This window comes from Arthrobacter pascens (genome assembly GCF_030815585.1).
Classification (GTDB): domain Bacteria; phylum Actinomycetota; class Actinomycetes; order Actinomycetales; family Micrococcaceae; genus Arthrobacter; species Arthrobacter pascens_A.
This window is the reverse complement of record NZ_JAUSWY010000001.1, coordinates 3,858,988-3,877,840: the sequence shown is the minus strand read 5'-3', so window position 1 is coordinate 3,877,840 and position 18,853 is coordinate 3,858,988. Positions and strand designations below refer to the sequence as shown.

15 protein-coding genes are annotated in these 18,853 nt (G+C 65.1%); all 15 read left to right on the top strand.

Annotated features, from left to right (window positions below; genetic code table 11):
• The first annotated feature begins 4 nt into the window (after positions 1 to 4).
• The 15 genes from QFZ30_RS17865 to QFZ30_RS17795 all read left to right on the top strand — a co-directional run bounded on the left by QFZ30_RS17865 (position 5) and on the right by QFZ30_RS17795 (position 18,838).
• Positions 5 to 946: an ABC transporter permease gene (locus tag QFZ30_RS17865; RefSeq protein WP_307078496.1), complete on the top strand. Its 942-nt coding sequence runs from the start codon at positions 5 to 7 to the stop codon at positions 944 to 946.
• Complete coding sequence (locus tag QFZ30_RS17860; protein WP_307078494.1) at positions 943 to 2,808, top strand: dipeptide/oligopeptide/nickel ABC transporter permease/ATP-binding protein; 1,866 nt, start codon at positions 943 to 945, stop codon at positions 2,806 to 2,808. Before QFZ30_RS17865 ends, QFZ30_RS17860 begins: the two co-directional genes overlap by 4 nt.
• Positions 2,805 to 3,680, top strand: coding sequence for an ATP-binding cassette domain-containing protein (locus QFZ30_RS17855; protein ID WP_307078492.1), 876 nt, complete (start codon positions 2,805 to 2,807; stop codon positions 3,678 to 3,680). The genes QFZ30_RS17860 and QFZ30_RS17855 overlap by 4 nt, the downstream gene beginning before the upstream one ends.
• Positions 3,681 to 3,728: 48 nt before the next feature.
• Entirely contained in the window at positions 3,729 to 4,589 is an 861-nt protein-coding gene (locus QFZ30_RS17850) for a sugar phosphate isomerase/epimerase family protein (RefSeq protein ID WP_307078490.1), read from the top strand.
• Between the two features lie 41 nt (positions 4,590 to 4,630).
• Complete coding sequence (locus tag QFZ30_RS17845) at positions 4,631 to 5,797, top strand: Gfo/Idh/MocA family protein (RefSeq protein ID WP_307078487.1); 1,167 nt, start codon at positions 4,631 to 4,633, stop codon at positions 5,795 to 5,797.
• A gap of 133 nt (positions 5,798 to 5,930) precedes the next feature.
• Entirely contained in the window at positions 5,931 to 6,992 is a 1,062-nt protein-coding gene (locus QFZ30_RS17840) for a LacI family DNA-binding transcriptional regulator (protein ID WP_307078486.1), read from the top strand.
• A gap of 220 nt (positions 6,993 to 7,212) precedes the next feature.
• Positions 7,213 to 8,619, top strand: coding sequence for a glucuronate isomerase (gene uxaC, locus QFZ30_RS17835; protein ID WP_307078483.1), 1,407 nt, complete (start codon positions 7,213 to 7,215; stop codon positions 8,617 to 8,619).
• Positions 8,616 to 10,055: a mannitol dehydrogenase family protein gene (locus QFZ30_RS17830; protein WP_307078482.1), complete on the top strand. Its 1,440-nt coding sequence runs from the start codon at positions 8,616 to 8,618 to the stop codon at positions 10,053 to 10,055. The genes uxaC and QFZ30_RS17830 overlap by 4 nt, the downstream gene beginning before the upstream one ends.
• A 261-nt stretch (positions 10,056 to 10,316) precedes the next feature.
• The gene (uidB, locus tag QFZ30_RS17825) at positions 10,317 to 11,741 is read left to right on the top strand and encodes a glucuronide transporter (RefSeq protein WP_307078480.1); all 1,425 of its coding nucleotides are present in this window, start codon (positions 10,317 to 10,319) and stop codon (positions 11,739 to 11,741) included.
• 45 nt (positions 11,742 to 11,786) lie between these two features.
• Positions 11,787 to 13,016 (top strand): D-mannonate dehydratase ManD, encoded by a 1,230-nt coding sequence (manD, locus tag QFZ30_RS17820; RefSeq protein WP_307078478.1) that lies wholly within the window; start codon positions 11,787 to 11,789, stop codon positions 13,014 to 13,016.
• Positions 13,017 to 13,072: 56 nt separating this feature from the next.
• Positions 13,073 to 15,376, top strand: coding sequence for a gluconokinase, GntK/IdnK-type (locus QFZ30_RS17815; protein ID WP_307080346.1), 2,304 nt, complete (start codon positions 13,073 to 13,075; stop codon positions 15,374 to 15,376).
• 45 nt (positions 15,377 to 15,421) lie between these two features.
• A complete protein-coding gene (locus QFZ30_RS17810) occupies positions 15,422 to 16,687 on the top strand; it encodes an FAD-dependent oxidoreductase (RefSeq protein WP_307078476.1) in 1,266 nt (421 codons plus the stop codon).
• A gap of 10 nt (positions 16,688 to 16,697) precedes the next feature.
• On the top strand, positions 16,698 to 17,270 hold the full coding sequence (gene pyrE, locus QFZ30_RS17805; RefSeq protein ID WP_307078474.1) for an orotate phosphoribosyltransferase: 573 nt from the start codon (positions 16,698 to 16,700) through the stop codon (positions 17,268 to 17,270).
• 107 nt (positions 17,271 to 17,377) lie between these two features.
• Entirely contained in the window at positions 17,378 to 18,136 is a 759-nt protein-coding gene (locus QFZ30_RS17800) for a GAF and ANTAR domain-containing protein (protein ID WP_307078473.1), read from the top strand.
• A gap of 96 nt (positions 18,137 to 18,232) precedes the next feature.
• Complete coding sequence (locus QFZ30_RS17795; RefSeq protein WP_307078470.1) at positions 18,233 to 18,838, top strand: hypothetical protein; 606 nt, start codon at positions 18,233 to 18,235, stop codon at positions 18,836 to 18,838.
• Positions 18,839 to 18,853: the final 15 nt, after the last annotated feature.

Here is an 18,853-nt window from a genome sequence, read left to right as displayed (position 1 = left end):
CTCCATGATCAAGTTCATTGCGAAAAGGCTAGGCAGCGGTCTGGTGGTGTTGTTCGTAGTCTCGGCACTCACCTTCACCTTGCTGTACACCTCCAGCGGCAGCATTGCCCGGAACATCCTGGGTGACCAGGCCACTCCGGAGCAGGTTGCCTTTAAGGAACAGGAGCTCGGACTCGACCAGCCCCTCGCGACCCGTTACTTCGCCTGGTTGGGCGACTCCCTCTCAGGAAACCTTGGAGCTTCGTGGTTCACCTCGGAACCGGTGGCCAACTCCCTGGCTACGCGTATCCCGGTGACCATGACGATGGTTTTCACCGCAATGATCCTGATCGCCATCTGCGCAGCACTGATCGGTGTTGCCGCAGCCGTCAAGCGCGGCTGGGTGGACAGGGTGGTCCAGGTGGGCGCGATCGTTGGCGACTCCATCCCGGGGTACGTGATCGGCGTGCTCCTTGTGACCCTCCTGGCCATCCAGCTGGGCCTCTTCCCGGCCACCAGCACCATCTCTCCTGGGGTGGGTCCAGAGGCCTGGGTTTACTCGATGACCCTTCCGGTCATTGCATTGCTTATCAACGGCGTGACCGGCGGCGCGCAGCAGATCCGCAGCGCCGTGATCAAGCAGCTCGAGCGCGACTACGTCCGGACACTTCGCAGCCGTGGCATCGGAGAGCGTGAAATCCTCTTCAAGCACGTGCTGCGCAGTGCCGCACCGGCAGGCTTGACCGTCTTGAGCCTGCAACTGATCGGAATGCTGGGCGGCGTGGTGATCATCGAGCAGATCTTCGCCCTTCCAGGTATGGGACCGCTCGCGGTCACCGCCACTGGCCAGTCCGATCTTCCCGTGGTCATGGGAGTGGTCATGTACACCGTGGTGGTGGTCATTGTGGTGAACCTCCTGGTGGACATCCTCAATGGTTGGCTCAACCCGAAAGTGCGTGTGTCATGAGCGATTCCGTAGAAACAGCGGCCGTAACGGCCGTCCCTGCCCCCGTTCCGACGGGGCAGAGTGGCACAGTGGTCCGTTCCACCGTGATGCGCCGCCTCCTCAGGAACCCGATGGGCATCGCCTCGCTGGTGATCCTGGGATCCATCGCCTTGCTGGCCATCTTGGCCCCGGTCCTGGCCCCGTTCGAGGAGAACTTCGCGAACATCACCAAGACCCTGGCACCGGCAGACTCTGTGAACATCCTGGGCACGGATAGCGCCGGACGCGACACCTGGAGCCGCCTGCTCTTCGGTGCCCAGCTCACGCTGTTGTCCGCACTGCTGTGTGCCGGTGTTGCCATCGCCATCGGCCTCCCAGCCGGCCTGATCGCCGGCTACTACGCCGGGAAGTTCGAGGCGGTCTCCAACTGGGTGGTCAGCATCCTCATGAGCCTGCCGGGCCTGATCGTGCTGCTCACCATCCGCGCAGCGTTCGGACCCTCGGTATGGATTTCGATGATCGCCTTCGGCGTCCTCATCAGCCCGTCCTACTTCCGCTTGACCCGCACCGCTGTCCAGTCGGTGCGCAACGAGCTTTATGTCGATGCAGCCCGGGTGTCCGGGCTCTCCGACTGGAGCATCATTGCCCGCCACATCTTCTCCGTGGTCCGCGCACCCATCATCATTCAGACCGCAGCCATTGCCGGCGTGGCCATTGCGATCCAGTCCGGACTTGAGTTCCTGGGACTCGGCGATCCCACCAAGGCAACCTGGGGCGTGATGCTCTCCGAGGGCTTCAAGAACGTCTACCTGACCCCCACGCTGCTCCTCTGGCCCGCCCTCGCCATGGCGCTCACTATCGGCGGCCTGGTGCTGCTCGGCAACGCCATCCGCGACGCCTTGGAAGACGGCGAAAAGGTCAAGCACCGCAAGAAAAGGGCCACGTCTTCGGCCACGGGAGCGAGCCCGACGGCGGCGCCCGCCACGGCGCGCCCGTCGCGTAAGTCCGTGGCCGCCGTCGATGCCGGAACTGAGCACCACCTCGTAAAGGTGACCAATCTCGGCGTCGGCTACCCGCAGGCCGACGGCTCCATCAAGAAGGTAGTGGACGATGTGTCCTTCCACGTGGACCGGGGCGAAATCCTCGGCATCGTGGGTGAATCCGGTTCAGGAAAGTCCCAGACGGCGTTCTCCATCCTGGGCCTGCTTCCGGACAATGCCCGCATTGTGGGCGGCGCCATTCAGTTCGATGGCAACTACACCGTTGCCCCGGGCGACGAACGCGTCAACCAGTCGCGGCTGTCCAAGCTGCGGGGCAAGCGCATCTCCTACATTCCGCAGGAGCCCATGAGCAACCTGGACCCCGCCTTCACCATCGGCTACCAGCTGGTCACGCCCATGGTGCGGGTATTGGGGATTTCCAAGGAGGAGGCCCGCAAGCGTGCGCTGAAGCTGCTGACCGACGTCGGGATCGTCAGCCCGGAGCGGACCTTCAGCGCGTACCCGCACGAAGTCTCGGGTGGCATGGCCCAGCGTGTGCTGATCGCCGGTGCCATCAGCTGTGAACCGGACCTGGTGATAGCCGATGAGCCCACCACCGCGTTGGACGTCACGGTGCAGGCCGACGTGCTGGACCTCCTGCGCGAGCTCCAGCAGCGCCTGAACATCGGCATCATCCTGGTGACGCACAACTTCGGTGTGGTGGCGGACCTTTGCGACCGCGTGGCTGTAATGCAGAACGGCCGGCTCGTGGAGGAAGGATCCGTCCGCGACATCCTCCGGAACCCGAAAGAGCGGTACACCCAGACTCTCCTGGCATCGATGCTCGAAGACAAAACCCCCCTGTCCATGCTTGTATCCAGCCAGAAGGAGCCGGTCGCATGAGCACCACGGAAAGCGCACCGCTTCTGACAGTGAACAACCTGGTTGTCGAATACCCGAGCAAGAAGTTCCGGGCAAAGCCGTTCAGGGCCCTGACGAACATCAACATCTCCATCGGCCAGGGCGAGACCCTTGGCTTGGTCGGGGAGTCCGGTTCCGGCAAGACCACCCTGGGCCGTGCGGTCCTGGGCCTGGCCCCGGTCACGGGCGGCAAAATCACTTTCGAAGGCAAGGACATCAGCCACGCCACCCGAAAGCAACGGCGAACCCTGAGCCGCGACCTCCAGGTGGTTTTCCAGGATCCGTACACTTCGCTTAACCCCGCCCTGGAGATCGGTGACATCCTCGCCGAGCCCCTCGGCGTGCAGGGCATGGAGCAGAGTGCCGCCAAGAAGCGCGTCAAGGAACTCCTGGACCAGGTGGGTCTGCCCGCGGATGCCATCCACCGCCTCCCGCGCGAGTTCAGCGGCGGCCAGCGCCAGCGCGTGGCCATCGCCCGGGCCCTGGCCCTCTCACCCAAGCTGATCGTCTGCGACGAGCCCGTCAGTGCACTGGACCTGTCCACCCAGGCGCGAGTGCTTGACCTGTTCCTGCAGATCCAGCGTGATACCGGGGTTTCCTACCTCTTCGTTTCCCACGATCTCGATGTGGTCCGCCACATCAGTCACCGCGTGGCGGTCATGTACCACGGCGAAATCGTCGAACAGGGACCAGCCGAGATCGTTACCCGCGACCCCGAGCACCCTTACACGCAGCGCCTCCTGCTGGCGTCCCCAGTACCCGATCCGGACCGGCAGGAACAGCGCCGGGCGGATCGTCACCGGCTGCTGGAAAGCCAGCGGCATCAGATTGAACAGGCCGGCGCCCTCGCCTAGCGGCGGACGCCGGACTTAACACACCAGGTACAACAACGGAGGAATAACGTGGCCAAAATAGGCGTGCAGGCGATGATGTTGAAGGACAGCTTCGCGGAGATCGGGCCGTTCGAAACGCTCCGCAAGGTCAGCGCGATCGGTTACAACGCCGTCGAAATCTCGCAGATCCCGATGACACCCGAAAATGTGGCCGAGCTGGACCGCTCCCGTAATGAACTGGGCATGGACATCGCGGCGTTGTCCGTCGCGATGGAAGCACCCAAGGGCCGTCCCGGCGATTCGCTCCAGGATCACTTCGACAAGATCGTGGACGACGCGAAGCGCCTCGACTCCAAGCTTCTTCGGATCGGCATGCTGCCGTTTCCGGCGATGCGGTCCATCGGTGCAGTCATTGACTTCGCCAAGCAGGCCAACGAATACGCCGAACGCCTGCAGGAACAGGGGCTCGGACTGTACTACCACAACCACCACATCGAGTTCGCGAAGTTCGACGGCAAATACATGCTGGACATCATCGCCGAGAACTCCCCGGCCATGGGCATGGAAATCGACGTGCACTGGGTCCAGCGCGGCGGCCTCGACCCGGTCCGGACGCTGCAGAAGTACGCCGGCCGGACGGCCATGGTGCACCTGAAGGACTACCGAATCGGTCAGTTGCCGGAATCAGCGTTCGGACTGCTCGATTCGGGGGACATCATGGGATTCATGAGCGAGTTCAAGAACGTCGTCCAGTTCGCCGAAGTGGGCGAAGGAAACCTCGATTTCCCCTCGATCATCGACGCCTCGCAGGCCGCCGGAGCCCAGTACATGCTGGTTGAACAGGACGAACTCTACGGCCGCACCGTCTGGGATGCACTGCAGACCTCCCACGACAACCTGGTGGCCATGGGCCACGCCCGCCTCTTCTAAGACTCCCCAGACTCAGCACCAAAGAATACGGAGATTTACACATGAGCAAGACAGTACGCCTCGGCATTATCGGCCTGGGTCAGCAGGGCGGCGCCTACGCCAAGTTCATCACGGACGGCATGGTTCCCAACATGGAGATCGGCGCCATTTGCGACACCGATCCTGCGAAGAAGGACGTTGCCTCGGCTACGTACCCCGATGTGCCCTTCTACGACGGCTACATCGCCATGCTGGAAAGCGGCGACGTAGACGCCGTCGTGACCTGCGTTCCGCACTTCCTGCACCCCGAAATGGGCATCGAGACCCTCAAACGCAACATCCACGCCCTCGTGGAGAAGCCGGCCGGCGTGTACACCAAGCAGGTCAAAGAGCTCAACGAGTTCGCCGCGAGCAAGCCCGAGCTGTCCTTCGCGATCATGTTCAACCAACGCAACAACCCGCTGTACCGGAAGCTCAAGGAGATCGTCGAGAACGGCGAGATCGGCAGCATCCGCCGCACCAACTGGATCATCACCAACTGGTGGCGTCCGCAGGGCTACTACAACTCCAGCGAATGGCGCGCCACGTGGGGCGGCGAAGGCGGCGGCGTCCTGGTCAACCAGGCACCGCACCAGCTGGACCTGTGGCAGTGGATCTGTGGAGTGCCGAAGTCCGTCTACTCGAAGGTTGCGTACGGCTTCCGTCGCGACATCGCCGTCGAGGACGAAGTAACTGCAGTGGTGGACTACGGCAACGGCGCCACCGGCGTTTTCGTCACTGCCACCCACGACATTGTGGGAACCGACCGCTTCGAGATCCTGGGCGACCAGGGCAAGATCGTGGTCGAAAACTCCAAAACAGCCACCGTCACGCGCCTGGTCAAGCCGGAGCGTGAACTCAGCGACGCCATGGATATGGACGATGTCCGCAAGCTCTTTATGGGCGAGCTGAATCCGGAACAGTACTACTCCACCGAGGTCATCGAGTTCGAATCCGTCTGGGGCGGCCAGCATGCCGGCGTCCTGGAGAACTTCGCGGCCAACATCCTGGACGGCACCCCGCTGCTGGCCCCGGGATCGGACGGCATCAACGGCGTCCGCCTGGCCAACGCCATCCACCTCTCCAGCTGGACCGGCACGGAAGTGGGCCTGGACTTCGACGAGGACGAGTTCCTCGCCGAGCTGAACAAGCGCATCGCGGACGAAGGCAAGTTCCCCGAGCGATCCTAGCCGGGCACTGCTAACCCGCAACCGGCAACCGCTGGCCAACTAGGCCCAACTAGGTCGCAGTTATTGTCGTTATGGGCGCTAGAAACGACATTAACTGCGACCCAGTTGGATTGTTCCTCGTTAGGATGGGGCGGTGACTGAACCCAAGACGCCGGAAGTTGCCGCAACAAGAGCGCCGGCCAAAAAGCACGCGCGGGACGGCAAGCCCAACGCCACTATCTACGACATTGCCAAGGTTGCCGGCGTCAATCCATCCACAGTTTCCCGTGCGCTCACCAAGCCGGGCCGGGTCAGCGCCAAGACGCAGAAACTCATTGAGGATGCCGCTGCCGAGCTGAATTACCAGGTCAACCCGTTCGCCCGGGCGCTCCCCACCGGCCGCACCAACACCTTCGGGCTGATCGTCGCGGACATCACCAACCCCACATTCTTCGACATCATCCGCGGAGCGGAGACCACCGCCACGCTGCGGGACTACACCCTGGTGCTGGCCGAATCCGCCGAGTCCGCCGTCACCGAGCTGACCGCCGCCCGCCGGATGATGGCCACCGTGGACGGCCTCATCCTTGCCAGCCCGCGCATGAACGACGACGACATCCGCAGGCTCGCCCGCGACAAACCGGTGGTAGTCATCAACCGCGAGGTCGACGGCGTGCCGTGCGTGGTTCCCGACGTAAACAAGGGCATCAGTGAGGCAGTCCGCAGCCTGGCCGCCAACGGGCACACAAAAGTTGCTTTTGTTGCCGGTCCGCCGCAGTCCTGGATGTCCGCCCGCCGCTGGGACGGCGTGCAGGCTGCCTGCGAATGGTCCCGGCTGGAGGCCGTACGGCTGGAATCCACCAAACCCACGGTCGACGGTGGCAGGCAGGTGGCGCGCGACGTCCGGGCCAGCGGCGCCACCGCGGTCCTGACCTACAACGACCTCCTGGCCATCGGCCTCATGCAGGAACTCCAGGCCGCCGGCATGGTGGTCCCGGACCAGATCAGCATCGTGGGCTTCGACGATATTTTCGGCGCCGACTTCACCACACCCCCGCTCACCACCGTGCGCTCACCGCTCGGGAAGTGCGGCGCGGGCGCTGCCACACTGCTGCTTGATCTCCTGCACGGCGCCGGGGAGCCTGCCGCGACGCTCCGCGTAGAAACTGAGCTGGTGCTGCGCGGCTCGAGCGGACGGCTCCTGCCCGCGGGCTAGCAACTCCCGACGTCCCACAGCGGCTGGTGACTCCCCGCGGCGGCTGGCGACGCGCAAACGGTCCGGCGATGTGCCACAGGTCCGGGGACGCCCGTATCCGCGCGGCCCTACGCCCTATCCGCGTCCTCGCGCACGAGCCGCGTCCGAGACCGGCCGCAACCCGGATGGCAATTCATGGCAACCGGTTGACAAAGCCTGCGACAGACGTGACCATTGATTTATGTCACAGTCGATTGCAGCCAACCCAGACCGGCTCCTGCCCGCGGATCCCGGAACGCGCAGTATTGCGCGCGACCTCCTGCAGCGCGTCCAGGACCTCCCCATCATTTCCCCGCACGGGCACGTTGACGCCGCAGTCATTGAGCACAACACCCCCTTCCCGGACCCGGCAGCGCTGCTGGTCAGCCCGGACCACTACGTCACCCGCCTGATCCACGCCAGCGGCGTCCCGCTGGACCGGCTGCGCGGTTCGAACACCTCGGAACCGGACTCCCGCACTGTGTGGCGCGAGTTCTGCAAGGCCTGGCCGCTGTTCGAGGGAACGGCCTCCGGCTATTGGCTCCGCACCCAGTTCGACAGCGTGTTCGGCCTCCAGCAGGAGATCAGCGCGGAGACTGCCGGTGCCAGCTACGACGCCATTTCGGCCAAGCTGCTGGAGCCGGGCTTCCGCCCCCGCCAGCTCTTCAAGGACTTCAACATCGAGGTGCTGGCCACCACGGACGACCCCCTGGACAGCCTCGCCAGCCACAAGGCGATCGCCGAGGACCCCACGTTCCACGGACGCGTCCTGCCCACCTTCCGCCCGGACGCCTACCTGAACATCGCGCACCCCGCCTGGTCCGCGAATGTGGACCGGCTCATCGCGGCAGCGGGCGACGGCGCCACCGGCTATGCCGGCTACATCAACGCCCTGGAAATCCGGCGTCGTTATTTCGTGGAACACGGCGCAGTTTCGGCCGACCACGGCGTCCGCACTCCCGCAACGCTGAAGCTCGACGCCGGCGATGCGGCGAAGCTGTTCGACCGGGCCCGCGCGGGCCAGGCCAGCCCGCAGGACCGCGAGGACTTCGAAGCCCACATGATGTACCAGATGGCGCGCATGTCCGTGGAGGACGGCCTGGTGATGACCATCCACCCGGGGTCGTACCGCAACCACCACGAACCCACTTTCAACGCCTACGGCGCGGACACCGGCCACGACATCCCGTTCGCCGTCAACTACACCGAGGCGATCCGCCCGCTGCTGCAGGACTTCGGCACCGCCAAGGACTTCCACCTGGTGCTCTTCACCCTGGACGAGACCGTGTTCTCCCGCGAACTCGCGCCGCTGGCAGGCTTCTATCCGTCCGTCTACCTCGGTGCGCCGTGGTGGTTCCTTGACGCGCCGGACGCCATGCTGCGCTTCCGCTCCGCCGTCACGGAGACGGCCGGCTTCTCCCGCTCGTCCGGCTTCATCGACGACACCCGCGCCTTCTGCTCCATCCCGGCCCGCCACGACGCTTCCCGCCGGATCGAGGCATCCTTCCTGGCCAGGCTCGTGGCGGAGCACCGGGTCAGCGAGGACCGCGCCCATGAACTGATCGTCGACCTTGTCGACGGCTCGCCACGAAGGGTCTTCAAACTGTGAGCACCGAACTGCAGAATGCTGAAGAGGCAGAACCCGCCGTGGAACTGCCCCAACTCAGCCGCCAGCTGCGCCCCTCCGCCAAGGGGCCCGTCCGGATCGTCCACCTGGGGCTGGGCGCCTTCCACCGCTCACACCAGGCCTGGTACACGCATCAGGCGTCCGATGCCGCGGACTGGGGCATCGCCGCCTTTACCGGCCGCCGCCCCGACGCCGCCCTGGCCCTGGCCGAACAGGACGGGCTGTTCACCGTGGTGGAACGCGCCGACGGCGGTGACTCGTTCACGGTGGTCAGCAGCATCGTGGAGGCCGTGGACGGCGCCGACGTGCAGCGGCTCGCGGACCTGGTTGCCGCTCCCACCACCGGCGTAGTCACCTTGACCATTACCGAAGCGGCCTACCGGCTCGGCTCCGACGGCCACCTCGGCCGGACCGCGTCCGACGTCGTTGCCGACCTTGCGCTGCTGGCATCAGGCAGCGGCAACCCGACGACGCCGGTGGGCCGGCTTGTGCTGGCCCTCGCCGCCCGCCGGGCTGCCGGGGCGGGACCGCTCGCCGTCGTCTGCTGTGACAACCTCTCCAACAATGGCACCGTGGCGCACAACGCCGTGGTGGGCATGGCCGGGGCGTGGGACGCAGGCCTGGCTGGTTGGATAGACGCCAACATCAGCTTCGTGAGCACCTCCGTTGACCGCATCACTCCGCGAACCACTGACGCGGACCTTGCCGCCGTCCAGGCCGCGTGCGGCTACCGCGACAATTCGCCCGTGGTGGCCGAGCCCTTCTCCAACTGGATACTCAGCGGGGAATTCCCGGGCGGACGGCCGCGCTGGGAGGACGCCGGTGCTGTGTTCGTGGCCGACATCGAGCCGTACGAGAACCGCAAACTCTGGCTCCTGAACGGCGCGCACTCCCTGCTCGCCTACGCGGGTCTGCTCCGCGGCCACACCACCGTGGCCCAGGCTTTGGCGGACCCGCTGTGCCTGCAGGCCGTTGAAAAGTTCTGGGACGAGGCGGAAGCCAACCTTTCCGGGCCGGAGGGAAACGCTGCGGAGCTGCAGATCCCGGCCTACCGCGCTGCCCTGCTGGCGCGCTTCAGCAACGCCCGGATTGCCCACCACCTCGCGCAGATCGCTATGGACGGCAGCACCAAGCTGCGGATGCGCGCCGTTCCGGTGCTGCAGGCCGAGCGTGCCGCGGGCAGGTCCGGCACTGCGGCAGCGCTCATGATTGCCGCCTGGATGGACTACAGCGCAGCCGCCGACGCGTTCCAGGATCCTCTCGCTGACCAGGTGGCCGCAGCCAACCGGCTCAGCGGTACGGAGCGCGTCCGTGCCCTGCTGGGCCTAGTGGATCGGGCGCTTGCCGGGGACGCCACCGTCGTCGAGCTGATAGAAGACCTATGCGGAACGTTCGGGGAGCCGGCTGCCTCCCCTTAACGTCCTCCGCGCATGCGCTGCTGCCCGGCTTCCAGATCCCGGAGGCCGGGCAGCTGTGTTTCATAAAACCTTCAGCCAACAGTTGGCAACCGCTTGCCAAATGATTGCCAAGTGACTAGGATTACAACACGAGCTATACCGGCTTCCCGGGGAATCGCACCCGTCGGCCGCCAAAGACTTTCCACAGCATCACCGCCCCAAGCATTTTTCACACGTTTTCGCCGGCTCCACGGGGGCGGCACCGGGTAAAGGAGCCCAATCATGAAAAAGCTGAGCAAGCTAAGCATCATCGGCTACGGCGCCGGGGATGCGGCCAACAATCTCGCCTTCACCACCGCCACCATGTTCTTGCTGGTGTACTACACGGACGTTGCGGGAATCTCGGCCGCCGCGGCAGGCACCCTGCTGCTGGTCGTCAGGATCTTTGACGCGTTCGCCGATGTCTTTGCCGGCCGCATGGTGGACCGCACCTTCAGTAGGCGCTTCGGGAAGTTCCGTCCATTCATCATGTTCGGCTCCATCCCCCTGCTGCTCCTGAGCGTTGCAACGTTCTCCGTCCCGCAGTTGGGCGAATCCGGAACCCTGCTCTACGCCTACGTTACGTACGCGGCCCTTGGCCTGGCCTACAGCCTGGTCAACATCCCCTACGGCTCCCTCGCCGGCGCCATGACCCAGGACCCAGGGGAGCGCGCCAAGCTGGGATCGGCCCGCATGGTGGGCGGCCTGCTGGTGGGTTCGGCCCTCGGCATCTTTGTGGCACCGCTCATCAAGCCGGGAGCTGACCTGCAGGGAACCTTCACCACCATCACCTTGGTATTCGTGGCCATCGGTGCCGCCCTCTACTTCTTCACAGTCCTGACCGCCAAGGAACGCGTCCACCGCGCCGTCCCGAACGTCTCGGTCAAGCAGAGTATGGAAACCCTGAAAGGCAACAAGCCCCTCCTGATGCTTTGCATCAGCTCCTTCTTCTTCCTCTCCGGCTACCTGGCACTGACATCGGTGCAGCTGTACTACCTTCGCGATGTCCTGGGACGCCTTGACCTGTACCCGGTGCTGTCCATCATCCAGCTGGTATTCACTTTCGTGCTGGCCGCGTTCATGCCCAAGCTGGTCCGGTCCATCGGCAAGAAGCGCGTCTACATCTACTCGTCGCTGCTCACCGTCATCGGTGGCGCCATCATCTTCTTCACCCCTGCCAGCCAGGTCTGGATCGGATTCTCCGGCCTCGTGATCAGCCTCGTGGGCGTCCTCGCTGTGAACATCGTAGTGTGGGCCCTGGAAGCGGACACCGTGGAATACGGCGAATGGAGGACGGGCATCCGCACCGAAGGAATCACGTACGCGCTCTTCTCGTTCACCCGCAAGACCGGGCAGGCCGTGGGCGGTGCCCTTGCCGCGTACGCCCTGGCTCTGGGCGGGTACAAGTCCGGTGCCGTGCAGACGGCGGACGCCGTGTTCGGTATCCAGCTCGCCGCCGGCGCCATCCCGGCCGTGCTCACCATCCTGGCCGTCCTGGTCATGTCCAAATACAAGCTGACGGATGCCATGCACGCCGAGATCCTCACCGAGATCCGGGCCCGCCGCGTGGACGGAGAGAACACCCAAAACGGTGCTCCCGGAAGCGAAGCGTCCAGCGCCGCCGACGCTTCGCCGGCCGCCAAGCCAATCGCTGCCAACTCCAACTAAGTTCCCTGACCAGCCTCGACCCAGCCCCGTTCGAAAGGAATAGCTGTGAAAATTATTGCCGCGGAAGTCTTCGTGACAAGCCCGTCCCGCAACTTCGTGACCCTGAGGATCACCACGGAAGACGGCGTGACCGGCATCGGTGATGCCACCCTGAACGGCAGGGAGCTGGCGGTGGCGGCGTATCTGAAGGAGCACGTGGCGCAGCTGCTCATCGGTAAGGATCCGCACCGGATCGAGGACACCTGGCAGTTCCTCTATCGGAGTGCCTACTGGCGCCGCGGTCCGGTGACGATGGCCGCCATCGCGGCCGTGGACATGGCCCTGTGGGACATTAAGGGCAAGATGGCCGGCATGCCTGTGTACCAGTTGCTGGGCGGCGCTTCCCGCAACGGCCTGCGGGCCTACGGTCACGCCTCGGGCGCGGACATTCCGGCATTGTTTGATTCCGTCCGGGAGCATCTGGAACTCGGCTACAAGTCGGTCCGGATCCAGACCGCCGTGCCCGGCATCAAGGCCTTGTACGGCGTCGCTGCCCAGGCGCAGGCCTCGGGCGAGCGTTACGACTACGAGCCCGCCGGCCGCGGCGCGTTCCCCGTGGAGGAGGACTGGGATACCCGTGCGTACCTGCGCCACCTGCCTTCGGTGTTCGAGGCGGTCCGGAACGAGTTCGGCCCGGAACTGCCCCTGCTGCATGACGGCCACCACCGGATGACTCCGATCCAGGCGGCCAAACTGGGCAAGGCGCTTGAGCCTTATGACCTGTTCTGGCTTGAGGACTGCACGCCGGCCGAGAACCAGGAGGGGCTTCGCCTGGTCCGCCAGCACACCACCACTCCGCTGGCCATCGGCGAAATCTTCAACACCGTGTTCGACTTCCAGACGCTGATCAAGGAACAGTTGATCGACTATGTCCGGGCAGCGTCCACGCACTTCGGCGGCATCTCCCCGTTGAAGAAGGTCATGGACTTCGCCGCGCAGTACCAGATCAAGTCCGGCTTCCATGGCCCCACCGACATCTCCCCGGTGGGGTTCGCCGCCCAGCTGCACGTTGGCCTGGCCATCCACAACTACGGCATTCAGGAATACATGCAGCACTCCGACGCCACGAACACGGTCTTCGAGCAGTCCATGACGTTTGTGGACGGATACCTGCACCCGGGCGACAAGCCCGGCATCGGCGTCGAATTCAACGAGGAAGCCGCCGCGACGTACCCGTACCAGCAGGCCTACCTGCCCTACAACCGGCTTGTGGACGGAACGGTGCACGACTGGTGACCACCGATGAACCAGTGTCCTCGAATGCAGTACCTGCTTCCCGCCGCATCGTTGTCATGGGTGTTTCCGGCTGCGGCAAAACCACCATCGGCGACCTCGTCGCCCGCCAACTGGGCGTGCCCTTCCTCGACGGCGACTCCCTCCACCCCGTGGAGAATGTCGCCAAGATGGCAGCCGGCACTCCACTGACGGATGAGGACCGCTGGCCGTGGCTTGCCACGGTGGGCGCTGAACTCGCCGCGGCCGGTAACAGGGGACTGGTCCTGGCCTGCTCGGCCCTGCGCCGCAGCTACCGTGACGCCATCCGGGCCCAGGCCCCGGACACCGTGTTCCTCCACCTGCATGGCAGCAAGGACGTTCTCGCAGCGCGAATTGAGGGGCGCTCCGGGCATTTCATGCCGCCCGCATTGCTGGAGTCACAGCTGGCAACCCTGGAACCACTCCAAGCGGACGAGGCAGGCGTGGTGGTGGACGTCGCAGAACCGGTTGACGCCGTGGTGACGGCGGCACTCGCCGGCATTTCCGCCGCACTCGCTGGCGGCGTCGCCCCGCCAGCCCCGCTTGCCCCGCCGGCACCGCTTGCCCCGCCGACCGGAACCGTAGGCACCCCCCTGCGCCAGTTCGACGTCGACCTCAAGGCGGCGCCGTTCAACCTCGACGACGACGCTATCGTCTGGATAGATTCCACTATTGATGCGATGACACTCGAGGAAAAGATCGGGCAGCTGTTCATCAACCACAACAACGACTACTCGCCGGAGTACCTTGACGGCGTCCTCGAGAACTACCACGTCGGGGGAATGCGTTACCGTCCAGGCCCGTCGGCCGCGGTGCAGGAACACATCCGGTATGCCCAGTCGAAAACCCGGGTGCCGCTGCTGATAGCGTCCAACCCGGAAATGGGCGGGGCCGGAAGCTGCGACGACGGAACCTTCGTGTGCACGCACCTGCAGGCGGGCTCGCACCCGGACAAGTCCATCGCGAGGCAAATGGGGCAAGTGGCCGGGGTGGAGACGGCGGCCCTTGGCTGCAACTGGGCGTTCGCCCCAATTGTGGACATCCACTACAACTGGCGGAACACGGTCATCTCCACCCGGTCCTTCGGCAACACCCCTGAGATTGTGGTGGAGCGGGCCAAGGAATACTTCGACGGCATCAGCGAATCGCCGACGGTCTGCGCCATCAAGCACTTCCCAGGCGACGGAATAGATGAGCGTGACCAGCACGTTGTGACGTCCTACAACACCCTCGGCTACGAGGAGTGGAACCGGACGTACGGGCACGTGTACCGGGAGATGATCGGCCACGGCGTGCAGTCCATCATGATCGGCCACATCGGGGCGCCGGAGCTTTCCCGGCATTTCCGCCCCGGCACTGCGGACAAAGAGATTCTGCCGGCGACCCTGGCGCCCGAACTGCTCCAGGACTTGCTGCGCGGCGAACTCGGCTTCAACGGGCTGATTCTCACGGACGCTTCGCAGATGATCGGCCTGACCCAGGCCATGAAGCGCAAGGACCTGGTTCCGGCCACCATCGCGGCCGGTTGCGACATGTTCCTGTTCTTCCGCAACCCTGCAGAGGACTTCCAGTACATGATGGAGGGCTACAAGACCGGCGTCATCAGCGAGCAGCGGCTGCAGGACGCCCTGCGCCGGATCCTGGCACTGAAGGCCAGCCTGGGCCTGCATGCCACGGCGCGGGAGGAACTGGTGCCGCCGGTTGAGGCGCTGGGTGTCATCGGCAGCGAAGCACACCGGGCCGTCGCTGCGGAGATTGCGGACAAGACCGTCACCCTGGTCAAGGACACGGCCAACAGCCTGCCCATCACACCGGAGACGCACAAACGCATCCGCCTGTACGGCATCTCGGCAGGCCCGGACTTCACGCGCGCGGACCCCCTGGCCTACCTTGACACGGTCAAGGACGAGCTGGAGAAGGCCGGATTCGAGGTGCACCTGTTCCGGACGGCGGAGCAGCGCGAAGCCGCGGGAGAGGCGGGCGTGAACTTCATGTCCATCATCTCCGAGGAAGCCACGGGCGACTACGCCGAGAAGTACGACGCCGCATTCGTCTTCGCCAACGTCAAAGGCTTTGCCCAGGAAGCAGCCATCCGGATCAAATGGTCGTCGCCGATGGCGGCGGAAATCCCGTGGTACGTCACCGAGGTGCCCACCGTCTTTGTCTCGCTGAACCAGCCCAACCACCTGATCGACGTGCCCATGGTCCGGACCGTCATCCACGCCCACGCCGGGTCGCGCGAGGCCATCCGGGCCACCATTGAGAAAATCCAGGGCAAGTCCGGCTTCCAGGGAACGTTCAACGACAACGTCTTCTGCGATTCCTTCGACACCCGGCTCTGACCCAGGGTCCGTATCGGCAGCGAAATCCCGGCGTAGCGTTAGGGCATGGAAAAGACTGGTTGTGTGGTGGCCGGTGGTGGCCCGGCGGGCATGATGCTGGGGCTCCTCCTTGCCCGGGCCGGAGTGCAGGTCACGGTGCTTGAGAAGCACGGCGACTTCCTGCGGGATTTCCGCGGCGACACCGTCCATGCATCCACCATCAGGCTGATTGACGAACTGGGATTGGGCGACAAATTCCGCAAGCTTCCGCAGAGCAGGCTGAACAACGTCGCCTTCCCCATCCCGGGCGTCGGCCTGGTCACCGTTGGTGATTTCGCTTCCCTAAAGCCGCCGTACAACTACATTGCGATGATGCCGCAGTGGGACTTCCTCAACTTCCTGGCCACCGAGGCGGCGCGCGAACCCACGTTCAGGCTCCTGATGGAGCATGAGGCCACGTCGATAATGTTCGACGGCGGACGCGTCACCGGCGTCCGCTACAGGACGCGTGGGGGTGCTGAAGGGGCGCTCCACGCGGACCTCGTGGTGGCCACGGACGGGCGCCATTCCGTGCTGCGCCGGGCCGCCGGCCTTCAGTCGAAGGAATATCCGGTCCCCTTCGACACCTGGTGGTTCAGGCTTCCGCGCCATGCTTCGGAAAAAGGCGCCGTGGCGGGCATCGTTCCGGCCTTTCGGGACCGCGAAGCCATGATCGCGCTGTTCCGTGACGACTACTACCAGATGGGGTACCTCGGTCCCAAGGGAGAAGACGCGCGGATCCGTTCCGAAGGGATTGAACGGTTCAGGGAACGGGTGGCCGCCCTGCGTCCTGACCTGGCTGACCGCGTGGGTTCGATCCGTTCGATCGATGACCTTCACTGGCTGGACGTGCGGCTGGACCGGCTGCGGCGCTGGTACGTGGACGGGCTGCTGTGCATCGGCGACGCCGCACATGCCATGTCCCCTGCCGGTGGTGTGGGCATCAACCTGGCCATCCAGGATGCCGTGGCGGCCGCAGCCCGGCTGGCCCCGGCGCTTCTCCGGGGGCACGTCGGGGTGGAGGACCTTGCTGCAGTGGAACGGCGGCGCCGGATGCCCACCATTGTTGTCCAGACCGTACAGCGCATCATGCACCGGGCAGTGTTCGTTCCACTGTTCGCCGGAAGGAGGACCGGGCCTCCGCCGGCCCTGCTGTTCTTGGTCCGGCACGCTCCGATAGTGCGGCGGGTCATGCCGCGGATCATCGCTTTCGGACCCCGGCCGGAGCACGCGCCCGGCTTCGCCCGCCGCGTTCCCTCGCCGGGGCGCAGTCACAAATACGGAAACCACTAAACTGGAGACCATGACTTCCCCTCTTGACGCTGCCGCTGCCCGTGCCCGCCTGCTGGAACTGATCAAGGAACTCGCCGTGGTCCGCGGCAAGGTGATCCTGTCCAGCGGTGCGGAGGCCGATTACTACATCGACCTGCGCCGCATCACGCTCCACCACGAGGCGTCCACGCTGGTGGGGCAGGTCATGCTGGCTCTGGCGGACGACGCCGGCATCGACTTTGAGTGCGCCGGTGGCCTGACCATGGGGGCAGACCCGGTGGGCACCGCAGTCATGCACGCCGCTGTGGACGCGGGGCGGAACGTGGATGCCTTTGTGGTCCGCAAGGCCCAGAAGTCCTACGGCATGGGCCGCCAGGTTGAGGGGCCCTCCGTTGACGGCCGCAAGGTCCTGGTGCTCGAGGACACCTCCACCACCGGCGGCTCGGCGCTGACCGCGGTTGAGGGTGTGCGGAAGGCCGGCGGGAACGTGGTGGCGGTAGCGGTGATCGTGGACCGGGACACCGGAGCCAAGGAAAAGATCGAGGCCGAGACCGGTGTGCCGTACCTGTTCGCCTTCGGCAAGGACGAGCTGGGACTCTCATAGCGACAGCCGGACCGGCACGCGGCCGGAGCTGCGCGGGCTGGACTAGGTTCTGGGGGTGACCTACTATTTGCGGTAACCCCCTTCAAAACCCTTGGAGAACGTGCATAATGCTCCCGCCAGAACAACCTTTGAGCACCGTCGAGCAAATCCAGAACCTCATTCTGGAAAGCGCGGATTTTGAGGACTTCGTTAACGAACTGGCCCGGTTCTCCGCCCACCAGATGGCGGGCGACGGTGACGACGCGCTGTGCGGCATCACGCTGCTCCGGGACCGCAAGGCTGCCACCATCGGCTGGAGCAGCGAGTCAGCCCGGGAAGTGGATGAAATCCAGTATTCGCTGTCGCAGGGCCCCTGCCTCACGGCGGCGGAGGACGAGCGCGAAGTCCATGTGCCGGACCTGTTCGAGGAGGACCGGTGGGGGCCGGACTACGCCAATGCAGTCGCGTCGCACGGGCTGCGGTCAGTGCTGTCGTTGCCCTTCAACCTGCAGGGGGAAGCGAGGGCTGCCCTGAACCTCTACTCGGACGTGCCGAACAAGTTCGACGAACGCGCGTCTGCCAAGGCGAGGGGCTACACCCGGGAAATCTCGCAGGCGCTGCGGCTTGCCGTCAGGTTTTCGCTCCATACGGACAGCGCCGCCAACCTGCGGGCCACGCTGGAGTCCCGGACCATCATCGACATCGCGGTGGGGATCGTTATGGCCCAGAACCGCTGCAGCCAGGACGCCGCGGTCAGGATCCTCACCGACGCGTCCAGCAACAGCAACACCAAGCTGCGCGACGTCGCTAAATCCCTGGTGGAATCGGTGGGCGGAACCGGCACCCGCACGCACTACGAGGAGCCGGACAAAAAGCAGGCCGGCTAGGCCTGGCCTGACACTGCGGCTTGTGCCGGAACTGCGGGGAGGATACGCTTGCTGAGGTTGAGCCGTCGGCCATAGACGCCCTCTTTTGGAGTACCTATGGACCGCAGACTGCATGCCCTCGTTAAGCTCGACGTCGTTACCGACGTTGTCAGGATAGAAGTCCGGGGGAGCCTCAACGAGGAATCGCGTCCGTGCCTCGTCCACATTGTCCGGCGCGTCCGGCGCATGGGGGTCAGATCCCATATCCGCGTTGACCTCACCGGCGCCACCTTCATCGAATCAACAGCGCTTGCAGGCCTCCGCAATGATCTCAATGCCATTGACGGCGCCGCGGTTCCAGGAACCGACGACGCAGGGGTTACGCTGGAACTGGCCGTCCGTACGCACGTGGAGTCCACGGCACCCGGCGCCGGCGAGCAGGCGTTGGCCATCACGGATGAGCCCATGGCTGGATTCTCGGACGAGCCCGACGCGGAGACCTCCGCAAGCTTCTGGGCCTTGGGCACCCGGCCACTGGCGGAGTTCTCCGACGACGAACTGCTGGCAGCCAGCGACTCGATCTTTGCGCTCCTGGACACCCCCGAAACGTTCGCCGGATCGGATCTGCTGGCCCGATACACCGATATCGGCCAGGAGATTTCGCGGCGGCGCCAGGCCGACGCCGCGTACGGGCCGGCGGCGCAGGAGCCCGCTGCCGGCTGACGGCCGATCCCGCGC

Excerpts from the sequence above, each read along its gene's own strand:
- QFZ30_RS17865 (WP_307078496.1), top strand. The coding sequence starts at position 5 with ATGATCAAGTTCATTGCGAAAAGGCTAGGCAGCGGTCTGGTGGTGTTG.
- QFZ30_RS17860 (WP_307078494.1), top strand. The coding sequence starts at position 943 with ATGAGCGATTCCGTAGAAACAGCGGCCGTAACGGCCGTCCCTGCCCCC.
- QFZ30_RS17855 (WP_307078492.1), top strand. The coding sequence starts at position 2,805 with ATGAGCACCACGGAAAGCGCACCGCTTCTGACAGTGAACAACCTGGTT.
- QFZ30_RS17845 (WP_307078487.1), top strand. The coding sequence starts at position 4,631 with ATGAGCAAGACAGTACGCCTCGGCATTATCGGCCTGGGTCAGCAGGGC.
- uxaC (WP_307078483.1), top strand. The coding sequence starts at position 7,213 with ATGTCACAGTCGATTGCAGCCAACCCAGACCGGCTCCTGCCCGCGGAT.
- uidB (WP_307078480.1), top strand. The coding sequence starts at position 10,317 with ATGAAAAAGCTGAGCAAGCTAAGCATCATCGGCTACGGCGCCGGGGAT.
- QFZ30_RS17815 (WP_307080346.1), top strand. The coding sequence starts at position 13,073 with ATGGGTGTTTCCGGCTGCGGCAAAACCACCATCGGCGACCTCGTCGCC.
- QFZ30_RS17810 (WP_307078476.1), top strand. The coding sequence starts at position 15,422 with ATGGAAAAGACTGGTTGTGTGGTGGCCGGTGGTGGCCCGGCGGGCATG.
- pyrE (WP_307078474.1), top strand. The coding sequence starts at position 16,698 with ATGACTTCCCCTCTTGACGCTGCCGCTGCCCGTGCCCGCCTGCTGGAA.
- QFZ30_RS17800 (WP_307078473.1), top strand. The coding sequence starts at position 17,378 with ATGCTCCCGCCAGAACAACCTTTGAGCACCGTCGAGCAAATCCAGAAC.
- QFZ30_RS17795 (WP_307078470.1), top strand. The coding sequence starts at position 18,233 with ATGGACCGCAGACTGCATGCCCTCGTTAAGCTCGACGTCGTTACCGAC.